Here is a 25,260-nt window from a genome sequence, read left to right as displayed (position 1 = left end):
TATTTACAACATCTAGAAGTAAGTAACTTTACTTTGTGGATGCCAGTCATTTTTGGTTTATGCCTCAACTGGTTGTTTTTCCACACTCCTAGAATGACATGGTGCCAGAAAGTGTACTTTCCCATCTGGCACCAAGATTTTAACAATTGAACATACTATTGGTAAAGTTAGCTTTCTGGCCAGACTAATTGAAAATCGCGATCTGGGTGTTGAAGTTGACTAATAAATTGATGATACATATTTCCTTGATTATGAGTTACGGTTTCTAACCTCTGAGGCTATAGGTAACAACTCGCGTTACTAATCACCCCAAACTTTGGTGAATTCACTTCGCTCTGCTAAAAACTTTAAAAATGGCTGGCATTGAGGGATATCACTATCAGGAAAAATTGTGAGAATTTCTAGAAAGCCATCGATTTTTTTAGCAATGTTTTTGGTGGTATCTTTGGTGGAAGGTTCCAACTCCACGAGCGGATACATACGGTGCCAAATTCTACCAATTTTGGTAGTTCTATCGATAAAGCCACCCGTTAAATCCGATCTGGCGATCGAACTACCTTTGGTATAGTCTCCATGAAACCACTTAATTGCTAAGGAATTTCCATCATATTCGGCTTCGCGCGCCCAGACTTGAACGCGGCGTGGGTGCCATGCTTCTCGCCAATTTGCTGGCGTATTAATCGCTGGGATGTTTCTAAGTTTGAGCCAGTCACTAGCAGTAGTTCGCAATCGCTCGATAAACTGTGTTATCTGTTTGACATCATTAACCGCGTAGTTATTAGTTAAAGATCTTTGTTCCCACTCCCAATGACAACCGATTAATGGCTTATCGCGAGTTCCTTCATTATTATAATTGGGTAAAAAGATCCGGTGGTCTGCGCGTCGCCATGATTTACCAAACCCGCCAAACACCATTGCAAATCTGACTAGGCCACGAATCAGAAATAACAGTTTTTTTCGTTCGGCTTCTGCTAAATCTGCTGTCAACATCCATCGTAATTCGCCTGCTACTTCATAGCTCGGCACCTGCCAGTTGCCAGGACCAAATCGCTCGATTCTAGGCTCGTATCGATTGACAAAATTAATTCCTAATAGCCCCACTGTATTATTTTTCTGGTTGATGCCACCAAATAGTTGCTCTACCGCAAGTTCGGCATTGTCGGCAGTTGTTAATCCACCGAAGATTCTTAGTGCGTGACCGCGTACCACTGCTTTAAAAATATTCGGGCGAAATTCTCCCGTACCGTTGAGTAATTTGGCTGCTGCGCCTTCGCCGTGCAAATAAGCACTGTAAAATGCTGACGTGTTTTGTGCGGTCACTCGACCGTAGCCAGCACTAACGCGCGAACCGATGCCGCGATCGAGTGCAGCTTCCCACAGTTGCCAAATCGTTTCCCATTCAGCTTCATCTAACTGAATATTACTCGAAATTGTAAACCGCAATTGCGGTCGATCTAGTGAAATCTGACAAAAAGCCCCACCACCTCTATTACTACTTTTGAGCTGCCAATCTTGTTGGGGATGGATGATATCGAGGAGATTCTCTTGCCAAGTATCATCTACAGGATATCCGCCATGAAAGCGCAAGATTCCTGGTTCGCAGTCACCCCCAGCGAGCTGACGACCACAATAGCGATCGATCTGTTCGCGGTTACAAGCACGCTGGAAGGCTCCTTTCATACTGCTGCCAGGATAGACAGGGATGCCAAATTTACCGAGCGCGGGACGAATCGTACTATCATCTTGACCGCCATTGGTCACAAATCGCCAACTAATTTGATACTCTTTCGATTGGGTATCATCAAGTTCTGGATCGGTTTTGTCTTCGAGGGTATAGGCATCGGAAGTCAATTCATCGATCCATTCGATCGGGTGGTTTTCACCATCTCTGTTAATAAACTGGAGTTGGCAGCGTCCGGGTATTTGGCTGCGAAATAGCCGAGGAATGTGTCGTTCGGGATTGGTAATCATCTTAATTTCACCTTTACTTATAACGTTGAGTCCACCACACTAATGCGTCGCACAGTTCTTTGAGTACTGCGAGAGTTACCCGTTGGTCTTCTAGACTCAAACTCCATAATTTCTTGCTCATCCCTTCGATTGCCTCAACCTGTTCTCGTCCTTCTCGATCGGGGATGCGATCGTTAGGAATTTTGACTCCAGTGGTCGCCATTACCTTCACTAAAGTCTCCCAAACTTCTTGCCAGTAAACATCTTTGCGCTCTCGATCTCCCTTGAGTCGAAAGTGTTCGCCCCAGAAACGTTCCAGCCCATAAGATACAGCCAGCCGCATTTTATGGGATTGATTGAGCGAGTCGGGGCTGCGTTTTTTAGCAGCCAATACTAACTCTTGAGCGTAGCGATCCAAACTATAAGATTCCCAAGCCATAGTTTAATTACCTCCCAATCTCACTTGACAACGACCGAATCCCACCGATTCCAACCCACCAAAATAGAGCGAAAGCGGTTTATTTAGATCTAATTCTTTCCATCCCAATTCTTTTAAGGCGATCGGGAAAATTAAAATACAACCTTCTGGCAAAGCTTCGACATTAAAAAATGCACTACCTGCAACTTTTTTGACATCATCTTCTAATTTCACTCGACTTTGACGATACAGAGCCATATCGTGAATTTGGGCGATATCTTCATTGCCAACTACTACTAATAAATTGCGATCGATATCGATTTGTTCGGGTATCCATGCACTCAAATCGGCAGTATGATCGATCGTCAGAAATCCTAAATTAAAGAACAGTACTTTTTGGGTGGTACCGTCTACTCGTCTGGCGCGGAGGTTGGCAGGCGCGGTATAAGGCTTAGGAATCGGCGCATCGATGCCCACGATTTGTTTATACCGTTTGAGCAGGCGCGGACAAGTCACCCACACGACGGGTTGACCCGGACAAAATACGGGTAGCCAGACTAGAGAAGCATATTCAAATTTAACGATCGCTTCAGTCGTACCGCCATCCTCGCGTCCTTGAATAGCTTCATGTCCATACCAATAACGATCGTCGATCGGTTTTGGGATCTCTCGATCGAGTGGATTTTTCAGGCGTTTCGATCGCATATCTGCCCGAAACCTTCCGCGAATCGAACTCCCTGGAATAATCCCCGTTTGCGTAAATTGGTCGCGAAAAATTAGATTCAAATTTCCGGCTTCTTCGCCCGCACTCGCGCCAACATGGAGCGGAGCGAGGGTTTCAATAATACCGTAGGCTCTTTGATACATAATAATTAAGAATTAGTTGGTAATGTTAAAGGTAGTGCAAACCCGCAGCCCCAATGTTGATAAGAATAGCCTTCGTGCGGAAACCACTCTTTCTGCCATTGTGTCCAAGCTGGAATCTCTGTGTCTACTCGGTATACGGTGCCTGCTGGTACTGCGTATCGTCCCCGCGAGAGGCGTTTGGTTTTACCTCCTCCACCCAAGCGAAATCGGAACGGAATCGGGCGTTCTGTCATCAGGGCGGAAATCGACCAAAATGACTCGGTGTTGTTGCTTGCGTCTGATTGAATAGTGTTTGATAAGGGGTATAAGGGGGATTGCGGTGGTTCTTTGCCGCCAGGAGTGGGAAAGCGATAAGATAGCCGCTGTGTGCCCCATACTGCAGGGGTGAGGATGCTAAAACAGTCGCCCATTGGTTGCTGCATTAAATTAGCGATCGAGCTTTCAGGGGGAATCTCGTGGCATTCAATGTCTACTAAATGCCCTTCACCACCAAAGCGATAACAACCAGTTTGTAGCTTCCGACTACTGAGATAGACTAAACAGCAGTCGGGGTGCAGTTGTACCGCATTTTCGAGGAATAAGCTGCCTTGTTGAGCGGGTAAGTCATTATCTTCGATCGGTCTGACTACATGGCGTTCGTCATCTTCTAACTTAGGGTGAAGATGGGGATGGTATTCCCATATTTTGGTGGAGGGGATAACCGGAATAGGTGATGTAGATGTAATTTCTGGTGCTTGTAATTGGTGCCAATTATCGATCGATACCCAGGAGTTATTTAGTGATTTTTTCTCTTTGGTATCAGAGGAAAGATGCCAACCTTGAGATTCATTCCATTGCCAGCGTTCGACGATTTCATAACTATCATTAGCTATATTCCGCTGGACGCGAAAATTCAATGGTGTTGGCACATAAAATGCCGCTGGTTTATCGATATTTGCCCAGAAGGGGCCGACGATAAATAGATCGTCAAGACTGCCCTTTTCTTGCCAATATTTTGCTCCATATAAACCAGCGACAGTTGCCGTACTGGGGGGAAAGCGATTCCCCGATCGACCGACTAAATTTTCAGGTGATAGAAATGGTCCTGCGCTACCATATAACATGCCTAATGGTTTGATAACGATGAGATATTGTAAGGAACATTTCTCGTCTGTCATATATTGTTAATTATCCTCGATCTATTAACTATTATCTTGGTAGGGGCTGGGTTTTAAAACTCCGTTGCTGTTGGTTTCGACTACGCTCAACTAACGGGGGTGTAATGAATTGATTGGTGTCATTTAGATTAATTGCCTGTTAGCTAAATAAATGAAATCCTACTTTTGCTAAATTAATAATCCATCGATCGCGGCGTTGATGCTGCTCTCGTTCTCGATTGGGTTTATTACCTAACAGTCCTCCTTCGAGACGTTGATAAGTATCATCTGATAATGTTTGATTCCACCAATCTTCGGCATCATTCCGCTCAAAGTGGGGGAAATAGATGTCAAAAATCCCCTGAGCGATACTGCTATCATCATTACTAAAAGCATGGCGGGATTCTAGTGTGGCAATATCTGTGTAGAGATGCGTCCAATTTTTATTATTACCATCTCGATCGTGATAGCTAGTAAATAAGGGTTCTAAAAATCGCCAGGGACAACTCCAGTCTAAATAGTTGCCACTATTAAATAAAATCCGAATTGCCAAGCGATCGCGTCCCTCGGTTTTGGCTAATTTTTCAGTCGTTCTCAAGTGTTGCAATAAATCCCGTTGAGGCACATTAGGCGCAGCCCAGACAAAGCCTGTAGATACGGATATCGGGCGATTGCACTGATTCCATAGAGCGTTAAATTGATACCAAAATCCTTCGATGCACTCTCGCGGTGTTAGTGCCGATCCATCTTCAGAATTCCGGTATAAAACACCAAAAAAGTCATCTCCCCCTGCATAGACAATTCGTCCATTTAACCGATCGCCTAAAATGCGATTGGTGCGGCTTTGTAATGCTTCGCCCCACTGCAACATATCGCGACTAAATTTCTGCAATCTAGTATCTCTTGCTGTCGCTTCCTGTTCGCCCGATACTAAACTAGATATATATTTTCCCAGCCGATCGCCATCACCTTGAAACCAGCCAGTCCATCGGGAACCTTCCCAGCGATCGATCTCAGTAAAGGTGCGTAAATACTCTATTTGTGCTAAATGTTCGTGATTTTCTAGTCCGCTAAAATTATCGTAGAATTGCTGTCTGACTGGAACGTAAGTAATCAGTCTTTTCACTAATTCTGGAATACTCAAGCGTTCTCTAGGTTCTACTGATGAGTCTGGTAAATTCTGACTTAAAAATTCATAAAATTCTTTAATTTCGGCATCAGCGTTAGGACTAGTTTTAGGATTGTATTCAGTCATATTGGGATAGGCGATCGCATCTGCACCGGAGAGGGTAGAACTTTCACCTCGCCAATTAATCCCGATCCAATCTCGCGCTTGTTTGCGATCGGCTATTTTTCCCCGTACATCATCTAAAGTTTCGCCTTCTTCGCCACAAACTATAAATAATTCCCAAGTGTGTTTCTCCCATAAATCCCATTCCCGTTTCCAAGGTAAAGCTCGATAATGAGAATTCTGTAAATACCCTTGATATTCCTGCTCGATATATTGACGACAGGTATTAACTAATGCTTTCCAAGCTCGATCGAATGTATCTTTTAAGCTTTTTTCATCGATACTTCCAGTCAAATAAATATTATTGGGTACCCCTCTAGTTACATCAATTAACGCAGGGAGAATTACCTCTGCACCTTGTTGTGTCGCATAGTTACAGATTGTTTTAGCTAGAAAAGAGAGGATGAATGAGCTACCATAAAGATCGCGAAGTTTGCGCGATTTTTCGATAAATCCTTGGACGGGGGCAAAGGTGATGGCGGTATATCTAGTCATGGTGAGGATAGCTAAAGAGTAGATCGATCTTACAGAACCTCTGTATTTAGGGTAATTTGAGTATTATTTTTGAAGTAAGTATATTGCAAAACATTGATATCTTGTATTAATTAGATATAAATTCGTTGCATTTGTTGATGCTCGATCGGAAATATCGAGCGTGATTTTTATTGCAGACAATATTCTTCAATTATGGTAGGTAGCAGTGCAGTTCGGAGGTGGGGGATGTGGCTGCATTGTTTAATCCACGCAATTTGCTGTTGGATATATCGACTCTCGTACCGAGACGCTTCGCGAACGCTTTGCAACATTTCTTGAACGAGTTTTTCTAAGGCATCCACAATTCGACGATCTCGATCTCGACTCATGGGAATCTCCGCCAGAATTCGAGCGCGGATCGCTCGACAATTTCCCAATCGTTCCATCAGGTGCTTGTAAGCAGCTTTTGGAGATGCTTCTAGATAGCGTCGATTGAGGATGCAAAGACGATAATTCATCTCTTTTTCGGCATTTTCTAATTGCCGATCGGTGAAAGTTTCCCACTGTTCTGGATGCTCGCCGAGGAGCCAGTTTAAGATGGTAATTTGAGTGATTTTGTTTTGCTGGGCACATTCTACACTGATGCGATTTTCCCACTTATATTTAATTTGTTCGATCGTTTTAGTCATCAGTCGATCTGCCCTCTTCTAGGAATCGTTAATGACTATTAAACAAGCACCACGGAAAGGGGGATTTCTGTTTAGTACTCCCAACTTCCAACATTGTCGAAACCTACAGTAGGGGCAATTCATGAATTGCCCCTACTGTAGGTTTCGACGATTACACGAAATTTCCAATCAGTCCGAGCGCAAGGGATCGGTGAGACTACTTTTTACTTCATACTTCTTATTTCATACTTAAGTTTCCAATAAGTCCGATCGAAAAGGATCGGTGAGAGATTAATTTCTCTGAGGCTGAATTTAATGAAAAATTCTTTCCAATAAGTCCAATCGCAAAGGATCGGTGAGAGTCGGTAATGGCCCCCGCCATGTAGGCGCGATGAGTTTCCAATAAGTCCAATCGCAAAGGATCGGTGAGAGTTGATGGCGGCGGTTTGATTGAGATATTCGTCGCTTTTCCAATAAGTCCAATCGCAAAGGATCGGTGAGAGATAAAGCATTAAACGCCTCTAAATACTCTCATTACTTTCCAATAAGTCCAATCGCAAAGGATCGGTGAGAGGTAGGAGATCCGGCACAATTGCCACCTATAGGAGCTTTCCAATAAGTCCAATCGCAAAGGATCGGTGAGAGTTCTGGAACTGCATTGGGGTGAGGGTACCAGTAATCTTGTTTCCAATAAGTCCAATCGCAAAGGATCGGTGAGAGTGCAGGCTGTTGAAAAGCTTGTGCTGAGAGCATTATAGCCTGTGAATGCGCGAACCTATTTTTAACCTGTCAATAAGACCGATCGATTCTCAATAAATTTCGATCCAAATCGCTCAAAGGCTTATAGGACAATGGATCGCGAACCTCCCAGGGATTTGAGTGGTACTAGGGATTCGCGCAAGCTCGGAAATAGATCGATTAGTTGAGATCGATCGCTAGTAGGATGAAGGCTGCGAACAGAAGTAACAATCAGCGGTGTGTAAGTGTTCTGGATTTGTTTTGTGCCATTGATGATTGGGGAACTCATAAATCCAGTCAATTCCAGCATCTACATCGACAAAGCCGCTTACCATCCCATGAATTACTCCCACACCCGTACTTGCAGCGATACCATTCAACCAAAATACGGCTGGATCGTTGACTCCATCTAAATAACCAGCTTTAGTTGCCATGAGATCGATCGCCGCTGGTGCAGATTCTAAAGCTGCTCGTTGGAGGTTGATAATATTCCCACACATCAAACACCAACCACCACCTAAAGGGGGCACGGTGACGCGGGCATACATTCTGGGCGTACCGTCGGATTTGACATCGATGTGGGTACCCAAACATACTAGGGGGCGCATGTATTTGAGGGCTATTTCTTGGGTGATTTGGCGAGAGGAATGATTATCTGTGGCGACGACGATCAGATCGGCAGCAGCGATGTCGGCGGTAACGTTGGCAATGACATCTGGAATGGCTGTGACGCTGGCAACGGTGGGATAAATCCGATCGATGAGATGTTCGAGGTAATCTACTTTATGCAAGCCACCAGCGACCATTTCGGCGGTAGCAGCGGGCATTCGGTTGAGGTTGACTGTTTGTAAGCGATCGGGATCGACTAAAATCCAATTTTTGACTCCCAATCGTCCCAATGTTTCGGCAAAAATCGACCCAATTCCCCCACAACCAATCAGCGCAACGGTGAGTTGTCCGAGTTGTTGTTGTGCGGTTGCGCCAAAGATGGTTTGACGGGCAAACATCGGATCTGGAGAGGGTAAATGGGGTGCGATCGAGTTATTTTCCAGATTCAGATCGAATTCATCCGCACTGAATCTGCTCATTTCGACTTCGATCGATGGGCGATCTCCCCACCGCTGGTTGAGCGAAGTCGAAACTAGTGGTGTGGGGTTCATTTCGACTCCGCTCAATGAACGGGTTTGAAATGAACTGTGAGGTTGAGACGATCGAACGATCGAGGGTAATTCTAATAGGGAGTTGTAGAAAGTGACAGGTTTGAATTCTGTGCCTTGGCGATTCCAAATACGGAATTGTCCGTGCTGGAGCGACTCATCAAATACGCCGGAAATTAGGTGCGGCTGGGCTTTAAATTGAGTATCGAGAAATCGAGCATATTCTGATTCATATCGATCGTCTACAGCCGAGAATTCAGGAAAATCTGTCCCAGCATGGGTGTGTAGATGAACGACATCTAATTGGCAATCGCTCAGGAAACTATCGATTAAATATTGATGAAAATCTTGTTTGAGTACCAATCCACTAATTGATTGCAGTTCGTAACAGTCGGGGGCGGGTACTACCCATGTTTTGGGGAGATAACGGAGGCGATCTGTGGAGACTTTATCTCGGTCGCAAAATAGGAAGCCAATTGTTTCTTCATGGTGGGTACGGGCATCAATCATCGATCGACGTAATTGTTGCCACATTAAGGGTGGAATATGTAGTGATATTTCGGTGTTTTTCATAGTAAAGAGAAAAGGGGAAAGGGGCGAAAAGGTAAGAATGTCAATTTTTAAACAGTCTCTAATCTTTTAACGTACATCACTCGATTGACAATCAATCATCAGTGTTAATGGCGTGACGAGCGGTGATAAATAGGGTGGCTAAATTATGTCCCGTATTGGGATCTCGATCGGGTCGCCAAGCATTTAACCAGCATTCGCGATTGAATCCACCACCTAATCCGACACAGTACCAATACCAACCTTCATCACTTAAAAAAGGTGCGCCATAATGACTCTGAGTAGTGAAGTGATGATCGCCTTCTCCGACGCTTTTCCAAACATAATTTAGATAGCAACCGATTGGCGGTAATCGGGGATAATCTGGGGGCAAAAGAAATAAGATATCTGTATTAGAAACGGCAAATTTATTAGATGACAAAGGCATTCCTTTGACTAAAATCGCTGTGTAAGTAACATTATCAAATGTCTTTTTACCCACAATGATATTTTTAGCTACTTTTTCTAAAGATTTTAATTCAGCAGCAATTCGCTCACTGGGTTGATATTTCAATACGATCGCCATAATTACATTCCTCTACTTATTACTTACTTGTACTGCTCGTACTGAGCGTTAGCCGAAGTGAGCGAAGCCGAAGGATTATTTACTTCAGCCCTTGACGATTTTGGGAACAGTCCAAACTTTAGATCCTTCTTTGAGAGATTCATTATTTTTCAGAGGTTTAGTTCCTCCAAATCCTTCTTCCATTACGTCATCGTTGCCAATTTCTGGTAGCTTCGATCGCAAGTCTTCTACGGTAGCTCCATTGGGGAGATCGACTAATTTGCCATTAACTATTGCTCTCATTGTTCCTCCTGATAGATTATTTAGACTACTTAGTTTTCAGCGATTTATTCGGTCGATCGAATGTCGATTTTTGGACGCTAGCTGGTAATGAGTTAGATCGATCGCTTAAGCTATTACCAATCCATAGTCCGCCCACACACAAACTGACGACTGTGGCGATCGATAGTAATTGGTTATAGGTTTTCTGACGATTGAAATCAGTAGTAATTTGCTGGATTTTTCGTTCTAATAGGGCATGTTGAGTATTTAAACTTTTGATATAGTTAACTGTTTGCATTACCTCCGATTTTTGCTGTTCCCAAGCAATCAGTTGATTCTCAATCTTTTGGCTGCGGCGATCGAGTGTGACAATCTGTTCTTTGGCTGCATCTAGTTCCTGGCGATCGGTAACAATTAATTTTCCATTGGCTGTTTGCATAATTAAATCGTTCGATGGTTAATCAAATACATTAGCGTGACCGATTCGGTGATGCTCTCGACCGTTATTTTGGGGTGGTAAACCATCGAAAACTTCAATCAAATCGACTACACTATTGGCGGAATTTTTGAGTTCATTTCCGAGTGATTGTTCGACAGATGCGACTTCGACTCTGATTCCTCGGCGGCGAAGTTTTTCGGCGAGATAGGCAAAATCTGAATCTCCAGTCAATAAAACTACGATATCTGGTTTAATTTGGAGGGCTTGTTCTAGAGCATCCATTGCCATGACGACATCGATATTAGTTTCGTATTCTTCGCCTTTAGCTTTGCCTTCTTTAGTAACGACCATAAATCCATTAGCCTTTGCCCAATAGACAAATTTCTCCTTGTTTTTACGCTGTTCTTCAAATCTTTCGCGATCGGGTGGTAATCCTACATAAATAACCATCTCGATTAGTTCGCGTCCTTCTTTAGGATTGGCGAGATAGTCTCTGACTTGTAGCCAGTCTAATTTGCGATTAAAGCTTTTGGCGGCGAGAAAAATGTTGTCCCAATCGGCGAAAATTAATACCCGACGATTTCCATTCATGCGTTCCTCTAGTTAGTTGTTGTTGGCGATATTTTAATTAAACAACTACTAGAGAAAGGGGGTTTTCTGCTTGAGGGTTGACGGTATACCGATAGATCTGGCGATCGATATTACTAAAAAAATCGATCGCAAACGCGATCGATCGACTTTCTGATTTGGTATTACTCTCGAAATTGAAGGTAGGAGGATCTTTACTCGATCCTAAATATCCCATCTGTTGTTACCCCAGGTAGAAAAGCTCGAACATCTGCGGGGAGTTTTTCGAGAAATAAGACTAAACACCACTGTTCGAGATCGTCTAAAAAAGCCATTGATGGTACAAATATGGCGGTTGCCGTGGTGGTATACCGAATAAAATTAGCACAGGCTCTAGCTACATCGCGATCTTTAAAGCAATCTGGGGCATTGATGAGGGATAGTTCTTGCCATACTTCCGACTGACATAAGTTCACCACCCGTTCTAATCGGACATCAAAGCGATACACTACTCGCTCTTGTGTCTGTCGTGCTAGTTGAGGGGTACGATCGATTTTAAAGTGTCTGGCATACTCAGCTAAAGCGACATTTTTCTCTTTGGCTAAGTATAGTGTTGGCTCACCTTGGAGATTCCAACGATTTTCAGCACTTCTGCCTGCATAACTAAAGTCGTAGATATCGTACTGCTCGACAGCTAGTTTGGGAATATGACGTACCGCATTTCCATGCCAAGGTTGAATGTAAGACTGGATGGACATCCGTTAGTAGCCCAAACCTTCAAAATCTGCTGCTAAAGCTCCAATTACCCGATCGTATTCGCCGATTGACATCAGATCGATCGCGGTATAGCCATTGAATACTGGTAATGGGGTATTCAGAAATTCGCTCAATCCATCGTTGCTGTAAACCATTAGCCCCAAGCTGGCAATCTCTTGCAGTTTAGCTAACCTGGCGCGGACATCGGTGTCTTTGAGGGGAAGATGCTGTTTCTCTGCCCGATTAACGGTTTTGGTACTGACTTTGAGTAAGCTACTGAGTTTTTCTTGGGATAGGGATAGTTGTTCTCTGATCGCTGCTGGATCTAGTTTTGGCAGGGTGGCTGGGGTCATAGTTTGATGAGTATTTATTATCATTCTAACAAAATGACTGTACATTTGTCCAGTCATTTTGTTGGCGATCGATGATTCCAGGATTGGCTCCCTGGTAGAGGCCGCTTTGATTTCAGTTGTTTCGGCAACTAATGTTGTTTCCAATAAGTCCAGGATTGGCTCCCTGGTAGAGAAAAGTGGTTGCTTCGCACAATTTAGGTGCAAAGGACTCGATGGTTTCCAATAAGTCCAGGATTGGCTCCCTGGTAGAGTTTACTTCGGAGAATCGCTCTCTTCTCCACACTATGCTGTTTCCAATAAGTCCAGGATTGGCTCCTTGGTAGAGTTCATCCAGTTGTCTGTATTGGTATACAACCAATAGTTTCCAATAAGTCCAGGATTGGCTCCCTGGTAGAGCTTATATTGAGCGTTGCGAGTGCAGGAAGCAAGTGTTTCCAATAAGTCCAGGATTGGCTCCCTGGTAGAGCTGGATGCGCTACGTTGACAAAGGGAATCTTCTGTTTCCAATAAGTCCAGGATTGGCTCCCTGGTAGAGATTATTGATTTAGGAGATTGCCATCATATGGATTCTCTGGTTTCCAATAAGTCCAGGATTGGCTCCCTGGTAGAGTGACTTTGCCTTTTTAGGCAAACGTCAACAGAGCGAAAAACGTTTCCAATAAGTCCAGGATTGGCTCCCTGGTAGAGTCCGTACAGGGAGTGCCACTCAAACCACCAGCACAAAACGTTTCCAATAAGTCCAGGATTGGCTCCCTGGTAGAGATAATGACTTCTAAAGAGCCTCAAAGGCTCTTTTTTGTTTCCAATAAGTCCAGGATTGGCTCCCTGGTAGAGTTCGTACTCGTTGACGGGTATCGGCTAACATGATACGTTTCCAATAAGTCCAGGATTGGCTCCCTGGTAGAGTCTGTGAGTTACCGCTATCCTCCACAGAAGAAGAACGTTTCCAATAAGTCCAGGATTGGCTCCCTGGTAGAGCAGAACTTAAACTGTAGCAATACAGATCAGGGGGTTTCCAATAAGTCCAGGATTGGCTCCCTGGTAGAGAAAACAAGGCTTGAATACAACCAACTCCGAAACCAGTTTCCAATAAGTCCAGGATTGGCTCCCTGGTAGAGTTCCATAACTTTTGTATAGACTTTGAAAACGAAAGTTGAGTTTCCAATAAGTCCAGGATTGGCTCCCTGGTAGAGGTAAAAGCAGACTACGAAGTTGCTCCTTTCGTTGGGTTTCCAATAAGTCCAGGATTGGCTCCCTGGTAGAGATTTGCTGCGCTGGGGTTAGTTCAGGTACAACATCGTTTCCAATAAGTCCAGGATTGGCTCCCTGGTAGAGAAACAATGTTTCTGCCATGGCTGATTGTGGAGATCATTGTAGTTTCCAATAAGTCCAGGATTGGCTCCCTGGTAGAGCGAAGGTCGTAAACGAATTAGATTCACGCACTCCCATACAACAGTTTCCAATAAGTCCAGGATTGGCTCCCTGGTAGAGCGATATGAAGCACAGCCACTTAAAACACGGCAGTGCATAAAAAGTTTCCAATAAGTCCAGGATTGGCTCCCTGGTAGAGTGGTTCAAGAACGTTTAGCGGAACTTAAGAAGTTTCCAATAAGTCCAGGATTGGCTCCCTGGTAGAGCTGGTTTTCGCGTGCAAGACAATGCTGTACTGACCTCAACGTTTCCAATAAGTCCAGGATTGGCTCCCTGGTAGAGAACCCAACTTAATTGTTGCGGTTCGATCATCAGCAGGAGACGTTTCCAATAAGTCCAGGATTGGCTCCCTGGTAGAGTGGTCACTTGGGGGCGACCATAATGCACCGCAGAATTTCCGTTTCCAATAAGTCCAGGATTGGCTCCCTGGTAGAGAATTTTTACTTGAGCTTGCACGGGTGTGCAAAGCCAAGACGTGTTTCCAATAAGTCCAGGATTGGCTCCCTGGTAGAGGTGTAAAAATCATGAAGGCGGATCCACCTCTTTTGTTTCCAATAAGTCCAGGATTGGCTCCCTGGTAGAGTTTTACACCTTTTGATGTCAAGAAAAAGTTGGAAAACAATCGTTTCCAATAAGTCCAGGATTGGCTCCCTGGTAGAGCAAGAGGCTCGCCGATTTCAACGTCTTCCTGCATATAAAGTTTCCAATAAGTCCAGGATTGGCTCCCTGGTAGAGAAAGTTGCGGCTTAGCTTCCGAAGCGATCATGCGGTTTCCAATAAGTCCAGGATTGGCTCCCTGGTAGAGTTACTGTATAAAGTAAATGGCAATACTGCAAAAAGTTTCCAATAAGTCCAGGATTGGCTCCCTGGTAGAGATTTTGCTACTTCTATTGCAATTCCATTAGCGTGTGTTTCCAATAAGTCCAGGATTGGCTCCCTGGTAGAGCTAGTTTAGTAATTACATTGCCTCAACAACGAGCAAACGTTTCCAATAAGTCCAGGATTGGCTCCCTGGTAGAGCTTACGAAAATGATGTAATGACTTTCAAGCATGATTTAGTTTCCAATAAGTCCAGGATTGGCTCCCTGGTAGAGGTTTTATGTTAATTTTGCGTTGTTTATATCAACTTTTGTTTCCAATAAGTCCAGGATTGGCTCCCTGGTAGAGAAATGGAGAAGCCGTTCCATTTGATGTGTCGGTTTCAAAAGGATGTTTCCAATAAGTCCAGGATTGGCTCCCTGGTAGAGCCCTGGTCAGACTCGTGCAGGTATTTACCCAAGAGTTTCCAATAAGTCCAGGATTGGCTCCCTGGTAGAGATGATTCTCAAGGGTTCTTTTCTGACTCTGGGAATCTAAAAAATGTTTCCAATAAGTCCAGGATTGGCTCCCTGGTAGAGAAGGGTTTGGACATATTATTGGTTGGGCGATATTCACGTTTCCAATAAGTCCAGGATTGGCTCCCTGGTAGAGGCAAGTGGAGAAGGAACTCTATAATGATGATTACGAAAACGTTTCCAATAAGTCCAGGATTGGCTCCCTGGTAGAGATTAACACCAGCGGTTCAGACGGTTTGGGGGGAACGTTTCCAATAAGTCCAGGATTGGCTCCCTGGTAGAGGTTTGGGGGGAACTCGGACAGGCGTGCAACGGGATGGTTTCCAATAAGTCCAGGATTGGCTCCCTGGTAGAGTTTTTTTTTTGTACGCTACAGGGTGGTTAGCCCTGCAGAAAAGTTTCCAATAAGTCCAGGATTGGCTCCCTGGTAGAGTCTCGTGCCAATACGGCACGTGCAGGCGAAACAGTGAGTTTCCAATAAGTCCAGGATTGGCTCCCTGGTAGAGGTATTTGAATGATGGACAAGATTATGAGGCGATTGTGAAAATGTTTCCAATAAGTCCAGGATTGGCTCCCTGGTAGAGCCCCCGCACCACCCTCGGTGCAGCAGCCTACTAACATGTTTCCAATAAGTCCAGGATTGGCTCCCTGGTAGAGGTTTTTTGGAGCTATCGCTTCAACCGCCCCTAAAAAAAGTTTCCAATAAGTCCAGGATTGGCTCCCTGGTAGAGCATAACAACAAGCCCAGAAGGTTTCTTTACAGTTTTTGTTTCCAATAAGTCCAGGATTGGCTCCCTGGTAGAGTCGCTTGTTCACGTTCCTGAAGTTGGTGCTGTAACTTTCAGTTTCCAATAAGTCCAGGATTGGCTCCCTGGTAGAGTAAAACAGAAATAGTATTGTTTAGTTAAGGTGAAAAAAAGTTTCCAATAAGTCCAGGATTGGCTCCCTGGTAGAGAGCTCGGAGAAATTGGCCTTCAGAAATGAAAACCAAATTGTTTCCAATAAGTCCAGGATTGGCTCCCTGGTAGAGTTAGTTGAAGTTCGTGGTTTGTCAGACGCTGAGCGAAACGTTTCCAATAAGTCCAGGATTGGCTCCCTGGTAGAGGCGTCCACGATTGCTTGTGCAAACGGAGGACAAAAGCGGTTTCCAATAAGTCCAGGATTGGCTCCCTGGTAGAGGCCACAATCGTTCCAAACAACCCAACTGGACGAAATTGTTTCCAATAAGTCCAGGATTGGCTCCCTGGTAGAGCACTCCAAGCGTAAACGGCAGCCCCTCGGTTGTCTTACAGTTTCCAATAAGTCCAGGATTGGCTCCCTGGTAGAGGCTTAAAATACCAGCTTTACTGCTTCAGCTACCTTGGGTTTCCAATAAGTCCAGGATTGGCTCCCTGGTAGAGTTAACACTTCCTAAGGAAGGTTCAGGGTCTTCCCACGGAAGGTTTCCAATAAGTCCAGGATTGGCTCCCTGGTAGAGAGTAGTAAAGATTTTGCATCCTCAAGCTCAAGTTGTTTCCAATAAGTCCAGGATTGGCTCCCTGGTAGAGTCTTCGTCTGGAAGCCCAGACGCAGTAAAGGTTTCAAGCGTCAAATCGACGCAATCCCTAAATTCATTATACTTTGCTGTGTAAATAACGATCGATCGAGACCTCAAACCCTCTCCAGTAAAAGCATCGACGCAATCCGACGAAAATGCGTCATTTTAGCCGATCGAGGGGGTTGCGTCGATTTTCGATCTAAATCACATAATAGTTAGGTGGAGCTTGCGGCTCAACACTACCAATGGTAAGCACTCTAGTCATCGCCTCACTCGAAATCCAATAAAAGCGCACATTATCCTCCTCCGGTTTAACGCGCTGCTCCACCAGTTGATGAAGTTGGCGCATTTCATCCAACGTCAAGAAACATTCAAACACCGAAAGCTGAGTTCTGCGTCCATATCCCTCCAAGAACTTCGCCAACTTAGTCCGCCGCTTATTATCGGGGATGTCATAAACGATTAAAGCCAACATACATCAGGTTTTTACGATCGAGTCACATACATACGAGAACGCTCTCAACTCTCAACTCTCAACTGCTTAAACTACTCTGGCGAACGGTTCGTAGGGAGTATTGCCCAACAAACTGCGCTTATAACGACGAATTTGAAGTTGAATCGCATAACGATACGACACCGAATTTTGGAGATCTGGGTGAGCAGTATCTTCATTCATCCGCGCTTCAAAATACTTGAGAAAACCCCGCCGCGCCGCGCCCTGTAGATATACGCCACCAGTAGCAGCAACCGTATCAAAATCAGTCAATTTAAAGACTGGTTTATTAATTAATTTGAGGATTAAACCATCGACAATCGGCGATCGAAATTCCTCCATCAGATCGAAGGCTAAATAGGGCTTTTTATCCTCACCATAATGCAGATTCCCCAAGTAGGGCGATAATCCCTCAGCCAGGATTAAACTCAACACATTGTTAAACAACAATGTATAGCCAAAACTCAACAGTGAATTAACTGGATCGGTTGGTGGTTGACGGTTGCGTCCATTAAAACTAAAATCGGGATTGGTAATCAACTGACTCAATCCACTAAAGTAGCGTACCGCCCCAATCCCTTCATAACCGCGCACTCGATCGATCTCATTTACCTGCGATGCAGCTTTGAGATCTGCGTTAATCCCCGCGATCGCTTTTTCCACTTCTGGCGATTTGCGCTTACGGTTTAGGCGTTGTAATAGCCGTTTAGAATTGAGTAACTTACCAGTGACGATCGCTCGACACATATTCAACTGAAATTCTGGCTCCTTATGTCGATCGAATTGTACTAACTCATTATGTAAATGAGTCTGTTCGGCACTCCAGAGATGTCCCTGGTATTGCCCCGATCGACTCAAGAAAAATATGCCGATCTTCTCATCCAGACAGGAATTAATTACTGGAGTAGAAAGTTGAATATTGCCAAAAATCAAGATTTTATCGATCTCTCGAATCGGAATTTCTAGCCGCTCCTGCTTGGGAATATGTACGATCAGCCGCTGATAGTCTCGATACAAACTCGTGCCCTGTTCGAGCAAATATAATGTTGCCATATGTGGATTCCAAACTTGTCGTTGGGTTGGTACTGGTTCGGCTAATTCTTCTGAGTCATCATCCTCCTGCTGGTTGAGCGAAGCCGAAACCAGTGGTTCATCGACTTCGCTCATTTCGACTTCGCTCAATGAGCAGGGGGATAGATCTATGGGTACTTTTTTTTTAGAATTTCCCTGGTTACGCTTGGGCTTAACATCATCGATCGAAAAAATAGCCGCACCTAAAAAACCATGCCCTAAAAATCTCAAACCGCGATCGAATGTGGTAATTTGAGTCTTGCGATCGTGCAGGATTAATTTTAATTCACCCAACAACCGTACCACCTGATGATACGCACTTTCGATCTCCGCTTGGCTCCGCGCCATCACAACAAAATCATCAGCATATCGAACCAATCTGACATCACCAATCTGTTGGATTTGGCGATCGAAATCATCCAGATAAATATTAGCCAACAAGGGTGAAATTACCGCCCCTTGAGGAATACCCAACTCTGTAAAGATCGTGTCTGCTTTAGTCACAATCCCACCAGAGATCCACTTTTTAAGCAAACATAATATGCTACGATTGTCAATATATTTACCCACTTTTTGAAAGAGAATTTGCCGATCGATATTATCAAAATATTTAACGATATCCGCATCCAATACCCATTGATATCCAGCATCTCGACACTGAGCTACCGCTTCCACCGCTGAAATATAAGAAACCTGGGGACGATAAGCAAAACTGACATCCGAAAGTTGTCGATCGATCCGAGGAGTGAGTACATTTAATAAAGCCTGTTGAATAATCCGATCGCGCACAGTCGGAATACTCAGGGCGCGATGACTAGTTTTGTCCTTGGGAATCAATACCTGTAGATAAGGATGGGGTTGATAAGTACCATTAGCGACAGTATCTCTCAACCCCTGTAAATTCTCGATCGCCCGACGTTTAAATACTTCGATCGTTTCGCCATCGATCCCCGCACAGCCGTTATTATCAGCTACTTTTTGCCATGCGCGATCGAAGTTATCAAAATCCAAAAATTCAGCCTCTAAGTCGATCATTATCCTTCCTTGAGCTAACAATCCTTACTCTAGCTTTCGAGCAGAAAGGGGGGATTCTGGGGTTATGGTTCGATATAGAAGTGGGAGAATAGCATCTTCGCCAACAATACCCCGTTAACCCAAATCAGCAGAATAATGAATCTAGCGCAGCTTTTATTAGAAAATGGCATTAATACCGATAATTGGTCGCACGATCGCGGTAATAAAACGATTAATGACTTACAAACAGAAATTGAACTAGGCGAATCGAGCTTAGAATCGATCGATGGTACCTTAGCCCGAATAGTTAAGGTGGTAAAGATTGTGGTTAACGTTCGGTTAGGCGAACGGGAATTTATCTTAGTCGAAGATAAGCAGATCTTTTTCACCGGAGCGATCCGCCAACGGGGGATAGAAAACTTATCAGAAAAAATCAAGCCAGATGAAACGCCAACACAGGCAGCTTGCCGAGCATTAAAGGAAGAAATTGGCTTAGACTTTGATGGAGAACTAATATTTAAAGGCGAAGAAACACATCAGCAAAATTCACCAAGTTACCCTGGTTTGAACTCCTATTATCAAATGTTTGATTATCAGATCGTTCTAACAGCAGCAGATCTCGATCGATTAAGGTTTTCAGAGGTTCAGCAGGATAAAATATCTCTATTCACCCTGGTTGAAAAGCAAAATTCTTAAACCACAATGATTCAGCTCCCCGACTTCTCAAAGAAGTCGGGGAGCTGTCATACCGCCTAACTGTTGAAATATCAACAGTAGAGCCTATTCATCTTCACTATATAATTCCCAAGTTTTTTGCATATCATCCCGCATCCGTTGACGTAAATCTAGCGGGAATAATACTTCAACATTAGGACACCAAGCACGTAACCGCATGATGACACTATTATCGCCAACGCGATAATTCATTGTATAATAAGCATCTTGGGCATAACTTTTAATTCTTATTTCTATTAATGCTCGATCGGATTTATCTAAGCCTGATTTGTTAAGTACCTCATCAATTTTATCTCGATCGACTAGTTTAAAGGTATTGTGTCTCCAGGTATTTTTAATATATCGATCGTGAAAATCGCGATCGAATCGCAATAACATTAAGCGATTTGGTCGTTCGATATCAAATCCATAGGCTGTTTCTATACCCAGTTCAATATCATCAATCAACTCATCATCACCAACATCTCGACATTTTTCGATTAAACTTGGAGGAATAGCATTATCTTCCCAATCTAAACATTCTAGGGAACAAATGCGATCGAGACGATAGTTATACCAGTTTGATTCAGTTTTATCTTCTGCACATCCGAATGCACAGAGATAGAAAGAGCGTTGGTAATAGTAAATACAAACTGGATAGATAATCGCAGTATATATTTGTTTTTGACTGGAACTTTGGTAGGTTAATCGACAAGGCACACCACTACCTTTTTGCCAAATTTCTCTTAATTTTCGACGATATTCAGCAATTCGCCGCTCTGCTTCATCTAAGATATGATAATCTGCGTGAAGATAAAATCGCTGAATATCATTTTGCTGTTGCCAAAATAAATCTGTAAACGAACGAAAGTCTACTGGTAAATCCACATAAATTTCAGCTTCATCTGATTTATTTATACCTGAACTTTCTCCTGATGCAGGCATAGAAGTTGGTAATAGTGGGAATTCATCTACCAATTTAAAGCGACTATCTATCACCTCTAAATATCCTCGATTTACCAACTTATTTAAATCGTTGAGAAGTGTTTTACCTGTGACATACAATGGTCGATCTGATTCCAATTGATTCAGGAAATTTTCCAAGTTTTCTTGAGTTCGATGATTGATGTTGATATCTAAATAAAATTTAATAAATGATTCTTTCCATTCTTGCCATTTGAGGTCTGGTTGAAAATCGAATAGAATATCTTTGATGGTTTTAGTGCAATTACAACCATCCACCTCTGTTGGTTTTTTATCTCGATTATTATTAGGGGATTTATATAAATGTTTTCGCCATTCTCCATCTGTAAATTCTACAGCATCAAACTCATTTGCTAACTCTCGAAGAGAGTACCAAAGACGCACCGCTTTATTCACATTAGCCAAACTATCAGCAAGGGAAACTCCCACTAAAGCCTGGAGAACTGAAATACTAGGTAAATAGTTAAATTCTGGCATGGCAATAAATAGTTATAAACAATCGATCTGTTTTCATTGTACCAAGTAGCAGAATACCCCCTTCTGGTACTTGGTAGTTGTTAGCCCAATCCCCATCCTAGCAAACCAATTCTCAATTAATTTAATGTACACCCGAAGCCAGTAGATCCAAGACAAAGATATTGCCCTCATAATAGCCAAAGATGCGTTTGGCATCACGATCGCCCCAAGCATCAACTTCATGAGTGTAGGGCGGACGAGGATTGCCTTTGAGTGGTTTAAAATCGAGTGAGGTGGGATTGTATTGCCCGTTCGTTTCTAAGCACTTAGATAACTGGTCGATTCGGTTATTAATTAAGATTAAGCGATCGGGTAAAATGCCCTTAATACTCCGCTCGAAATTAGCTCCAAATTTTAATTTATCGCTTAGTGGTGGATAAACTTTTTCTTGATAAATCTTATCCTTGGTATTTTTCCACACCAGATCGCCCCAGGGAGATAAACAAACCTCGTTATCAATTTTCATCATCAATGTCTCAGGGATGCGATCGATATTGACACAGGGCAAATCTAGTGACAATTGACGAAACACTTCGAGATTTTCCCGAATGACATTTCCTGGATTCATTTCGATCGGTAAGCGCGGAATCCGCAGTAAATCTGTAGCTGTCTCAAAAATATAGACAGTCTCATCGGCATAGAAAGCCGCTAATGTTTGCAAGAATCCCTGGACGCTCTTGAAGCCTCCTGTTAAATTAAAGATAATGCGATAGCCAGCTTGTTTATATCCAGGAATCGTCTGTTCGCACCATTCAACTATGCCTGATAAAGCAATCTGAAAAGCGTTGATATCTCTAGTCTGTAAATCGACTTGCCGGATAACTTCAGCATTTAAGCCGCGATCTCCTAGCCAGCTTGCGACAAAATTTGCCGTCGTTTCACCCAGCCAGGTATCGGTACAAATTAACTTATGAAGGTCGCTATTTCTAGCTATTTGACCATTATAAAGTTTGATAATAGCATTTAGCTCTGCGGACATTCTAGTTGCCAATTGAAAATCTGCGGATTTGACTCGTTCGGCTACTCTGACAATTAAGTCTTCTAGTTGCTGTAAATCCTCTGTTGGTATTTCTTGTTTCTGTTTAGCATTTGCATATTTACTAACTAATTTCCTTTCGATATCGCTGACTTGGTTAGTGAGTAAGCTCGTACCGCATGGTGAAAGTACAAATAATGGGTGTGGCATGAAATTGTTTCTTGTTTATTATTTATTTAGATTGTTGTTGGTTTCGACTTCGATCGACCAACAGCGAAGTCGAAACCAACGGCTATGTTATTTAATTATAAGTTAACTGTAAGATTGACTTAGCTAAAGCTTGAATCATCGGTCGATCGCTGACATCATCTCCACCCCGTTCTAGATGATGAACCATCCCTGTTAATAAGGGAGATTCGGTATCGATCCGATCTGCTGTGGCATGAAAATCGCTATGGATTTTAGCAATTACATCCAATTTCATGCTTTGACAATATTCAACCCATTCTTGCAATCGAGCTTGATAACTATCGACAATCGGTTGTTTGTCTTTGTCTAGGGCATCTCCAGCGAGAACGATCGCGTGGGTAGCCTCTGCTAAAATTAGGTCATTTTCTGGAGAAATTAGACCGCCACAATCAATCAATGCTGGAATGCTCAATCCTCGCACCCAGCTAGCAAAAAGCTCCGCATATTCAGGGGTGAATTTACTTTTGTTGAGTTCCTTAAGTTCATCAGCCCGTTTTGAATCGTCGTTGAAAGCTTCATAAAACCAAGCACCTTCGCCATCAGGACAGGCTGTCAGGATATAAGGAGTCTGTCCGGTTAGTTGAAGGATAGCTGTTTTTAATCCTTCCCGCAAGCAAGATTTCCCAGAATGAGGTGGCCCGCACAGAGCAATTTTCAGTGGGGAGACATTCAAGTCATTGGGATTTGTCAGAATTTGCCCTACTTGATAGTCTGGACTATGACTTATTGCCACGATATAAGCATCAATACCTTTACCACCCATCTTTGGATCGAATACAGCCACAGCACCATATAAGTGAGCAACTTGATGGCAGATGGTATAGGCGACGGGAATTGATTGTCTCCCAGTGATTTTGAGCAGCTTTCCACCGCGCATTTGTTTAGTCTCAATTAGTCGCTCGATCTTTGCTGATACTTCGACGACGATGCGATTGTTATTGGCTGGTTCTCCAAAACTGACGATTAGAGTATCCCCGCAGAGATCGATGCTATAAATAGACATTTCCGAATTCCTCTTCACTCATTACCTCTAAAGTTATATCTGACTAGTGGAAACGGGGGTTTCTGGATTAGCAGGTTTTAAGTGGCGATACATTCAAGTTATTGGGATCTGTAAGGATTTGTCCTACTTGGTAGCCTGGACTATGGCTGATAACAACAATATAAGCATCGATACCTTTACCACCAATTTTCGGATCGAAGATGGCGATCGCACCATATAAGTGAGCAACTTGATGGCAGATGGTATAGGCGACGGGAATTGATTGTCTCCCAGTGATTTTGAGTAGCTTGCCGCCACGTATTTGTTTACTTTTAATTAGTCGATCGATCTTTGCTGATACTTCGATGACGATGCGATCGTTATTGGCTGGTTCGCCAAAACTGACTGTCAGAGTATCGTCACAGATCTCAATGTTATAAGCAGACATTTCCAAATTCTTCTTTACACATTACTTCTAAAGTTATACCTGACTGCTGGAAACAGAGGTTTCTGGAAAATTTGATTTGATTTCATTTCTTATACAAAACTACATTATCTCAGAAATAAGGGTTTCTGGAGCTATGAGATTTTAAAAAGGTAGATAAATAGCTTGCCGAGGCACAAGTCGGGGGTGAGGGCACACCATAGCCGAGCGTGGATAGCCTCCCGTCTAAATCAATTTAAATCTACTCTCTTACGAAATTATCTTGTATTCGGATATTAGGAGGAAATTCATGTCAGTTACCGCTTTAAGATTTCGGAGTATGGCGACTCGGCTCAAAGTTTTAACTCTCGACGATCCTAGTCTCTGCGTCGAGAAAGTACAGGCTGTCGCCAGCGAATATCTAACGGCTAAATTCAACACAGCCATTCAAATCGGTATGGATGCAGACGATCCTTATAGTTTATGGGAATTACTCGCCATCGATGGAGTTATCTCCCTCGAAGATATCCACGGCGAACATCATCGGGTGGGGGTTTCAATCGTCGAGCGGGAAAATCGCGCCTATCGATTGATGAAACGAGGCGAAACTTCCCACTGGAAAAATGTGTGGCGGGCATTAGGGATCGATTGTTATTGGGTATTTTGCGTCAACCTCAAACATTTACCTAGTGACGCGGAGTGGGTGGATATTCTCTACCAAAATATCGATCGTTCTCACGGATGCTTCGATTATCGCCTAGTCAATTTGTAACTGTACATATTTCATGCCAGCAGAAAGGGGGGATTCCTGCTGGCAAATATAGTGAGTCCATTGAATCTTCTAGGAAATATTGAAATGAATAAATTAGTTGCAGGGATAGTAGCATTTGGTTTATCGATTACCGATCCAGTTATTGTCAGTGCTCAAGAAGTCATCGACTTTAAGCATCAAGATAATAACTATTATTATCAAACATTAAATTCTCAAAATGCTGCTCATTATACCTATAAAATTCCCGCAAATGCTTTTGGGGTGTTCACACTAAAAAACAACAGTAATAGCTCCGATTTCGATCTCTATGTACATGAGAATAAAAGCTGGAAGTTATTGAACAAGGGCGAAAATCAGGGTATACAAACAGAGCTAATTACCACACCTATTTTTAGTGAAGACGGATATGTGTATATCAAGATAGTTAATAGTGGTTCACAAATATCTCAATATCAATTTTATGCAAATCATGTAAGTCCTGCTGAGAAGGCGGTTATTCCCTTTGCCGCAGCGATAATCTGTGGCTTCCAAGGCTGTCTCTTATACACATCTC

At 43.3% G+C, this 25,260-nt stretch carries 23 protein-coding genes and 2 CRISPR repeat arrays; of the genes, 3 read left to right on the top strand and 20 right to left on the bottom strand.

Translation table 11 applies throughout. The features are described 5' to 3' along the window. Positions 1-300: 300 nt before the first annotated feature. The 16 genes from C7B77_RS03535 to cas1 all read right to left on the bottom strand — a co-directional run bounded on the left by C7B77_RS03535 (position 301) and on the right by cas1 (position 19,111). Positions 301-1,971 carry an RAMP superfamily protein gene (locus tag C7B77_RS03535; protein ID WP_106300380.1) on the bottom strand — a complete coding sequence of 557 codons (1,671 nt, stop codon included), beginning with the start codon at positions 1,969-1,971 and terminating at the stop codon, positions 301-303. A 13-nt stretch (positions 1,972-1,984) separates the two neighbouring features. Then, the gene (locus tag C7B77_RS03530) at positions 1,985-2,389 is read right to left on the bottom strand and encodes a hypothetical protein (RefSeq protein ID WP_106300378.1); all 405 of its coding nucleotides are present in this window, start codon (positions 2,387-2,389) and stop codon (positions 1,985-1,987) included. A gap of 3 nt (positions 2,390-2,392) precedes the next feature. Then, positions 2,393-3,235, bottom strand: coding sequence for an RAMP superfamily CRISPR-associated protein (locus tag C7B77_RS03525; RefSeq protein ID WP_106300376.1), 843 nt, complete (start codon positions 3,233-3,235; stop codon positions 2,393-2,395). Between the two features lie 5 nt (positions 3,236-3,240). Continuing rightward, positions 3,241-4,392, bottom strand: coding sequence for a type III-B CRISPR module-associated Cmr3 family protein (locus C7B77_RS03520; RefSeq protein WP_106300374.1), 1,152 nt, complete (start codon positions 4,390-4,392; stop codon positions 3,241-3,243). A 139-nt stretch (positions 4,393-4,531) separates the two neighbouring features. Beyond that, on the bottom strand, positions 4,532-6,157 hold the full coding sequence (locus tag C7B77_RS03515; RefSeq protein ID WP_106300372.1) for a Cas10/Cmr2 second palm domain-containing protein: 1,626 nt from the start codon (positions 6,155-6,157) through the stop codon (positions 4,532-4,534). A 167-nt stretch (positions 6,158-6,324) separates the two neighbouring features. Next, positions 6,325-6,825 carry a hypothetical protein gene (locus C7B77_RS03510; protein WP_106300370.1) on the bottom strand — a complete coding sequence of 167 codons (501 nt, stop codon included), beginning with the start codon at positions 6,823-6,825 and terminating at the stop codon, positions 6,325-6,327. Positions 6,826-6,986: 161 nt separating this feature from the next. Next, positions 6,987-7,524: direct repeats of the CRISPR family, unit length 36 nt; unit sequence TTTCCAATAAGTCCAATCGCAAAGGATCGGTGAGAG. 215 nt (positions 7,525-7,739) lie between these two features. Further along, on the bottom strand, positions 7,740-9,272 hold the full coding sequence (locus C7B77_RS30605) for a HesA/MoeB/ThiF family protein (RefSeq protein ID WP_219891971.1): 1,533 nt from the start codon (positions 9,270-9,272) through the stop codon (positions 7,740-7,742). Positions 9,273-9,363: 91 nt separating this feature from the next. Then, positions 9,364-9,834, bottom strand: a complete 471-nt coding sequence (locus C7B77_RS03500; protein WP_106300368.1) for a hypothetical protein — start codon at positions 9,832-9,834, stop codon at positions 9,364-9,366. Between the two features lie 84 nt (positions 9,835-9,918). Further along, complete coding sequence (locus C7B77_RS03495) at positions 9,919-10,116, bottom strand: hypothetical protein (protein ID WP_106300366.1); 198 nt, start codon at positions 10,114-10,116, stop codon at positions 9,919-9,921. Between the two features lie 25 nt (positions 10,117-10,141). Next, complete coding sequence (locus tag C7B77_RS03490) at positions 10,142-10,534, bottom strand: hypothetical protein (RefSeq protein WP_106300364.1); 393 nt, start codon at positions 10,532-10,534, stop codon at positions 10,142-10,144. An 18-nt stretch (positions 10,535-10,552) separates the two neighbouring features. Beyond that, positions 10,553-11,125, bottom strand: a complete 573-nt coding sequence (locus tag C7B77_RS03485) for a LabA-like NYN domain-containing protein (RefSeq protein WP_106300362.1) — start codon at positions 11,123-11,125, stop codon at positions 10,553-10,555. Positions 11,126-11,162: 37 nt separating this feature from the next. Beyond that, positions 11,163-11,339, bottom strand: a complete 177-nt coding sequence (locus C7B77_RS29595; RefSeq protein ID WP_181243694.1) for a hypothetical protein — start codon at positions 11,337-11,339, stop codon at positions 11,163-11,165. Continuing rightward, positions 11,317-11,859, bottom strand: a complete 543-nt coding sequence (locus C7B77_RS03480; protein WP_106300360.1) for an RES domain-containing protein — start codon at positions 11,857-11,859, stop codon at positions 11,317-11,319. Before C7B77_RS03480 ends, C7B77_RS29595 begins: the two co-directional genes overlap by 23 nt. 3 nt (positions 11,860-11,862) lie before the next feature. Further along, complete coding sequence (locus tag C7B77_RS03475; protein WP_106300358.1) at positions 11,863-12,210, bottom strand: helix-turn-helix domain-containing protein; 348 nt, start codon at positions 12,208-12,210, stop codon at positions 11,863-11,865. Positions 12,211-12,274: 64 nt separating this feature from the next. Continuing rightward, positions 12,275-16,522: direct repeats of the CRISPR family, unit length 36 nt; unit sequence GTTTCCAATAAGTCCAGGATTGGCTCCCTGGTAGAG. Between the two features lie 189 nt (positions 16,523-16,711). Continuing rightward, complete coding sequence (cas2, locus tag C7B77_RS03470; RefSeq protein WP_106300356.1) at positions 16,712-16,987, bottom strand: CRISPR-associated endonuclease Cas2; 276 nt, start codon at positions 16,985-16,987, stop codon at positions 16,712-16,714. A gap of 66 nt (positions 16,988-17,053) precedes the next feature. Next, complete coding sequence (gene cas1 / locus C7B77_RS03465; RefSeq protein WP_106300354.1) at positions 17,054-19,111, bottom strand: CRISPR-associated endonuclease Cas1; 2,058 nt, start codon at positions 19,109-19,111, stop codon at positions 17,054-17,056. Positions 19,112-19,246: 135 nt separating this feature from the next. Here cas1 and C7B77_RS03460 point away from each other — a divergent pair, with 135 nt between their 5' ends. Then, positions 19,247-19,786, top strand: coding sequence for an NUDIX hydrolase (locus tag C7B77_RS03460; RefSeq protein WP_106300352.1), 540 nt, complete (start codon positions 19,247-19,249; stop codon positions 19,784-19,786). Positions 19,787-19,870: 84 nt separating this feature from the next. On the opposite strand, the gene C7B77_RS03455 is transcribed toward C7B77_RS03460, so the two are convergent. The 4 genes from C7B77_RS03455 to C7B77_RS03440 form a co-directional block, all read right to left on the bottom strand. Beyond that, positions 19,871-21,265 carry a TIGR03985 family CRISPR-associated protein gene (locus tag C7B77_RS03455; RefSeq protein ID WP_106300350.1) on the bottom strand — a complete coding sequence of 465 codons (1,395 nt, stop codon included), beginning with the start codon at positions 21,263-21,265 and terminating at the stop codon, positions 19,871-19,873. 121 nt (positions 21,266-21,386) lie between these two features. Then, positions 21,387-22,490 (bottom strand): putative CRISPR-associated protein, encoded by a 1,104-nt coding sequence (locus C7B77_RS03450; protein WP_106300348.1) that lies wholly within the window; start codon positions 22,488-22,490, stop codon positions 21,387-21,389. A 91-nt stretch (positions 22,491-22,581) separates the two neighbouring features. Beyond that, complete coding sequence (locus C7B77_RS03445; protein WP_106300346.1) at positions 22,582-23,532, bottom strand: CRISPR-associated protein Csx3; 951 nt, start codon at positions 23,530-23,532, stop codon at positions 22,582-22,584. 67 nt (positions 23,533-23,599) lie between these two features. Further along, positions 23,600-23,959 (bottom strand): CRISPR-associated protein Csx3, encoded by a 360-nt coding sequence (locus C7B77_RS03440; protein WP_106300344.1) that lies wholly within the window; start codon positions 23,957-23,959, stop codon positions 23,600-23,602. A 286-nt stretch (positions 23,960-24,245) separates the two neighbouring features. Between C7B77_RS03440 and C7B77_RS03435 the strand changes: the two genes are divergently transcribed. Next, the gene (locus C7B77_RS03435; RefSeq protein WP_146138167.1) at positions 24,246-24,707 is read left to right on the top strand and encodes a hypothetical protein; all 462 of its coding nucleotides are present in this window, start codon (positions 24,246-24,248) and stop codon (positions 24,705-24,707) included. 84 nt (positions 24,708-24,791) lie between these two features. Beyond that, the coding region (locus C7B77_RS03430) for a hypothetical protein (protein WP_146138166.1) at positions 24,792-25,260 on the top strand (469 nt) is incomplete at its 3' end.

The organism is Chamaesiphon polymorphus CCALA 037 (assembly GCF_003003845.1).
Classification (GTDB): domain Bacteria; phylum Cyanobacteriota; class Cyanobacteriia; order Cyanobacteriales; family Chamaesiphonaceae; genus Chamaesiphon; species Chamaesiphon polymorphus.
This window is presented reverse-complemented; position numbering and strand designations above follow the sequence as displayed.

Excerpts from the sequence above, each read along its gene's own strand:
- C7B77_RS03535 (WP_106300380.1), bottom strand. The coding sequence starts at position 1,971 with ATGATTACCAATCCCGAACGACACATTCCTCGGCTATTTCGCAGCCAA.
- C7B77_RS03530 (WP_106300378.1), bottom strand. The coding sequence starts at position 2,389 with ATGGCTTGGGAATCTTATAGTTTGGATCGCTACGCTCAAGAGTTAGTA.
- C7B77_RS03525 (WP_106300376.1), bottom strand. The coding sequence starts at position 3,235 with ATGTATCAAAGAGCCTACGGTATTATTGAAACCCTCGCTCCGCTCCAT.
- C7B77_RS03520 (WP_106300374.1), bottom strand. The coding sequence starts at position 4,392 with ATGACAGACGAGAAATGTTCCTTACAATATCTCATCGTTATCAAACCA.
- C7B77_RS03515 (WP_106300372.1), bottom strand. The coding sequence starts at position 6,157 with ATGACTAGATATACCGCCATCACCTTTGCCCCCGTCCAAGGATTTATC.
- C7B77_RS03510 (WP_106300370.1), bottom strand. The coding sequence starts at position 6,825 with ATGACTAAAACGATCGAACAAATTAAATATAAGTGGGAAAATCGCATC.
- C7B77_RS30605 (WP_219891971.1), bottom strand. The coding sequence starts at position 9,272 with ATGAAAAACACCGAAATATCACTACATATTCCACCCTTAATGTGGCAA.
- C7B77_RS03500 (WP_106300368.1), bottom strand. The coding sequence starts at position 9,834 with ATGGCGATCGTATTGAAATATCAACCCAGTGAGCGAATTGCTGCTGAA.
- C7B77_RS03495 (WP_106300366.1), bottom strand. The coding sequence starts at position 10,116 with ATGAGAGCAATAGTTAATGGCAAATTAGTCGATCTCCCCAATGGAGCT.
- C7B77_RS03490 (WP_106300364.1), bottom strand. The coding sequence starts at position 10,534 with ATGCAAACAGCCAATGGAAAATTAATTGTTACCGATCGCCAGGAACTA.
- C7B77_RS03485 (WP_106300362.1), bottom strand. The coding sequence starts at position 11,125 with ATGAATGGAAATCGTCGGGTATTAATTTTCGCCGATTGGGACAACATT.
- C7B77_RS29595 (WP_181243694.1), bottom strand. The coding sequence starts at position 11,339 with ATGGGATATTTAGGATCGAGTAAAGATCCTCCTACCTTCAATTTCGAG.
- C7B77_RS03480 (WP_106300360.1), bottom strand. The coding sequence starts at position 11,859 with ATGTCCATCCAGTCTTACATTCAACCTTGGCATGGAAATGCGGTACGT.
- C7B77_RS03475 (WP_106300358.1), bottom strand. The coding sequence starts at position 12,210 with ATGACCCCAGCCACCCTGCCAAAACTAGATCCAGCAGCGATCAGAGAA.
- cas2 (WP_106300356.1), bottom strand. The coding sequence starts at position 16,987 with ATGTTGGCTTTAATCGTTTATGACATCCCCGATAATAAGCGGCGGACT.
- cas1 (WP_106300354.1), bottom strand. The coding sequence starts at position 19,111 with ATGATCGACTTAGAGGCTGAATTTTTGGATTTTGATAACTTCGATCGC.
- C7B77_RS03460 (WP_106300352.1), top strand. The coding sequence starts at position 19,247 with ATGAATCTAGCGCAGCTTTTATTAGAAAATGGCATTAATACCGATAAT.
- C7B77_RS03455 (WP_106300350.1), bottom strand. The coding sequence starts at position 21,265 with ATGCCAGAATTTAACTATTTACCTAGTATTTCAGTTCTCCAGGCTTTA.
- C7B77_RS03450 (WP_106300348.1), bottom strand. The coding sequence starts at position 22,490 with ATGCCACACCCATTATTTGTACTTTCACCATGCGGTACGAGCTTACTC.
- C7B77_RS03445 (WP_106300346.1), bottom strand. The coding sequence starts at position 23,532 with ATGTCTATTTATAGCATCGATCTCTGCGGGGATACTCTAATCGTCAGT.
- C7B77_RS03440 (WP_106300344.1), bottom strand. The coding sequence starts at position 23,959 with ATGTCTGCTTATAACATTGAGATCTGTGACGATACTCTGACAGTCAGT.
- C7B77_RS03435 (WP_146138167.1), top strand. The coding sequence starts at position 24,246 with ATGTCAGTTACCGCTTTAAGATTTCGGAGTATGGCGACTCGGCTCAAA.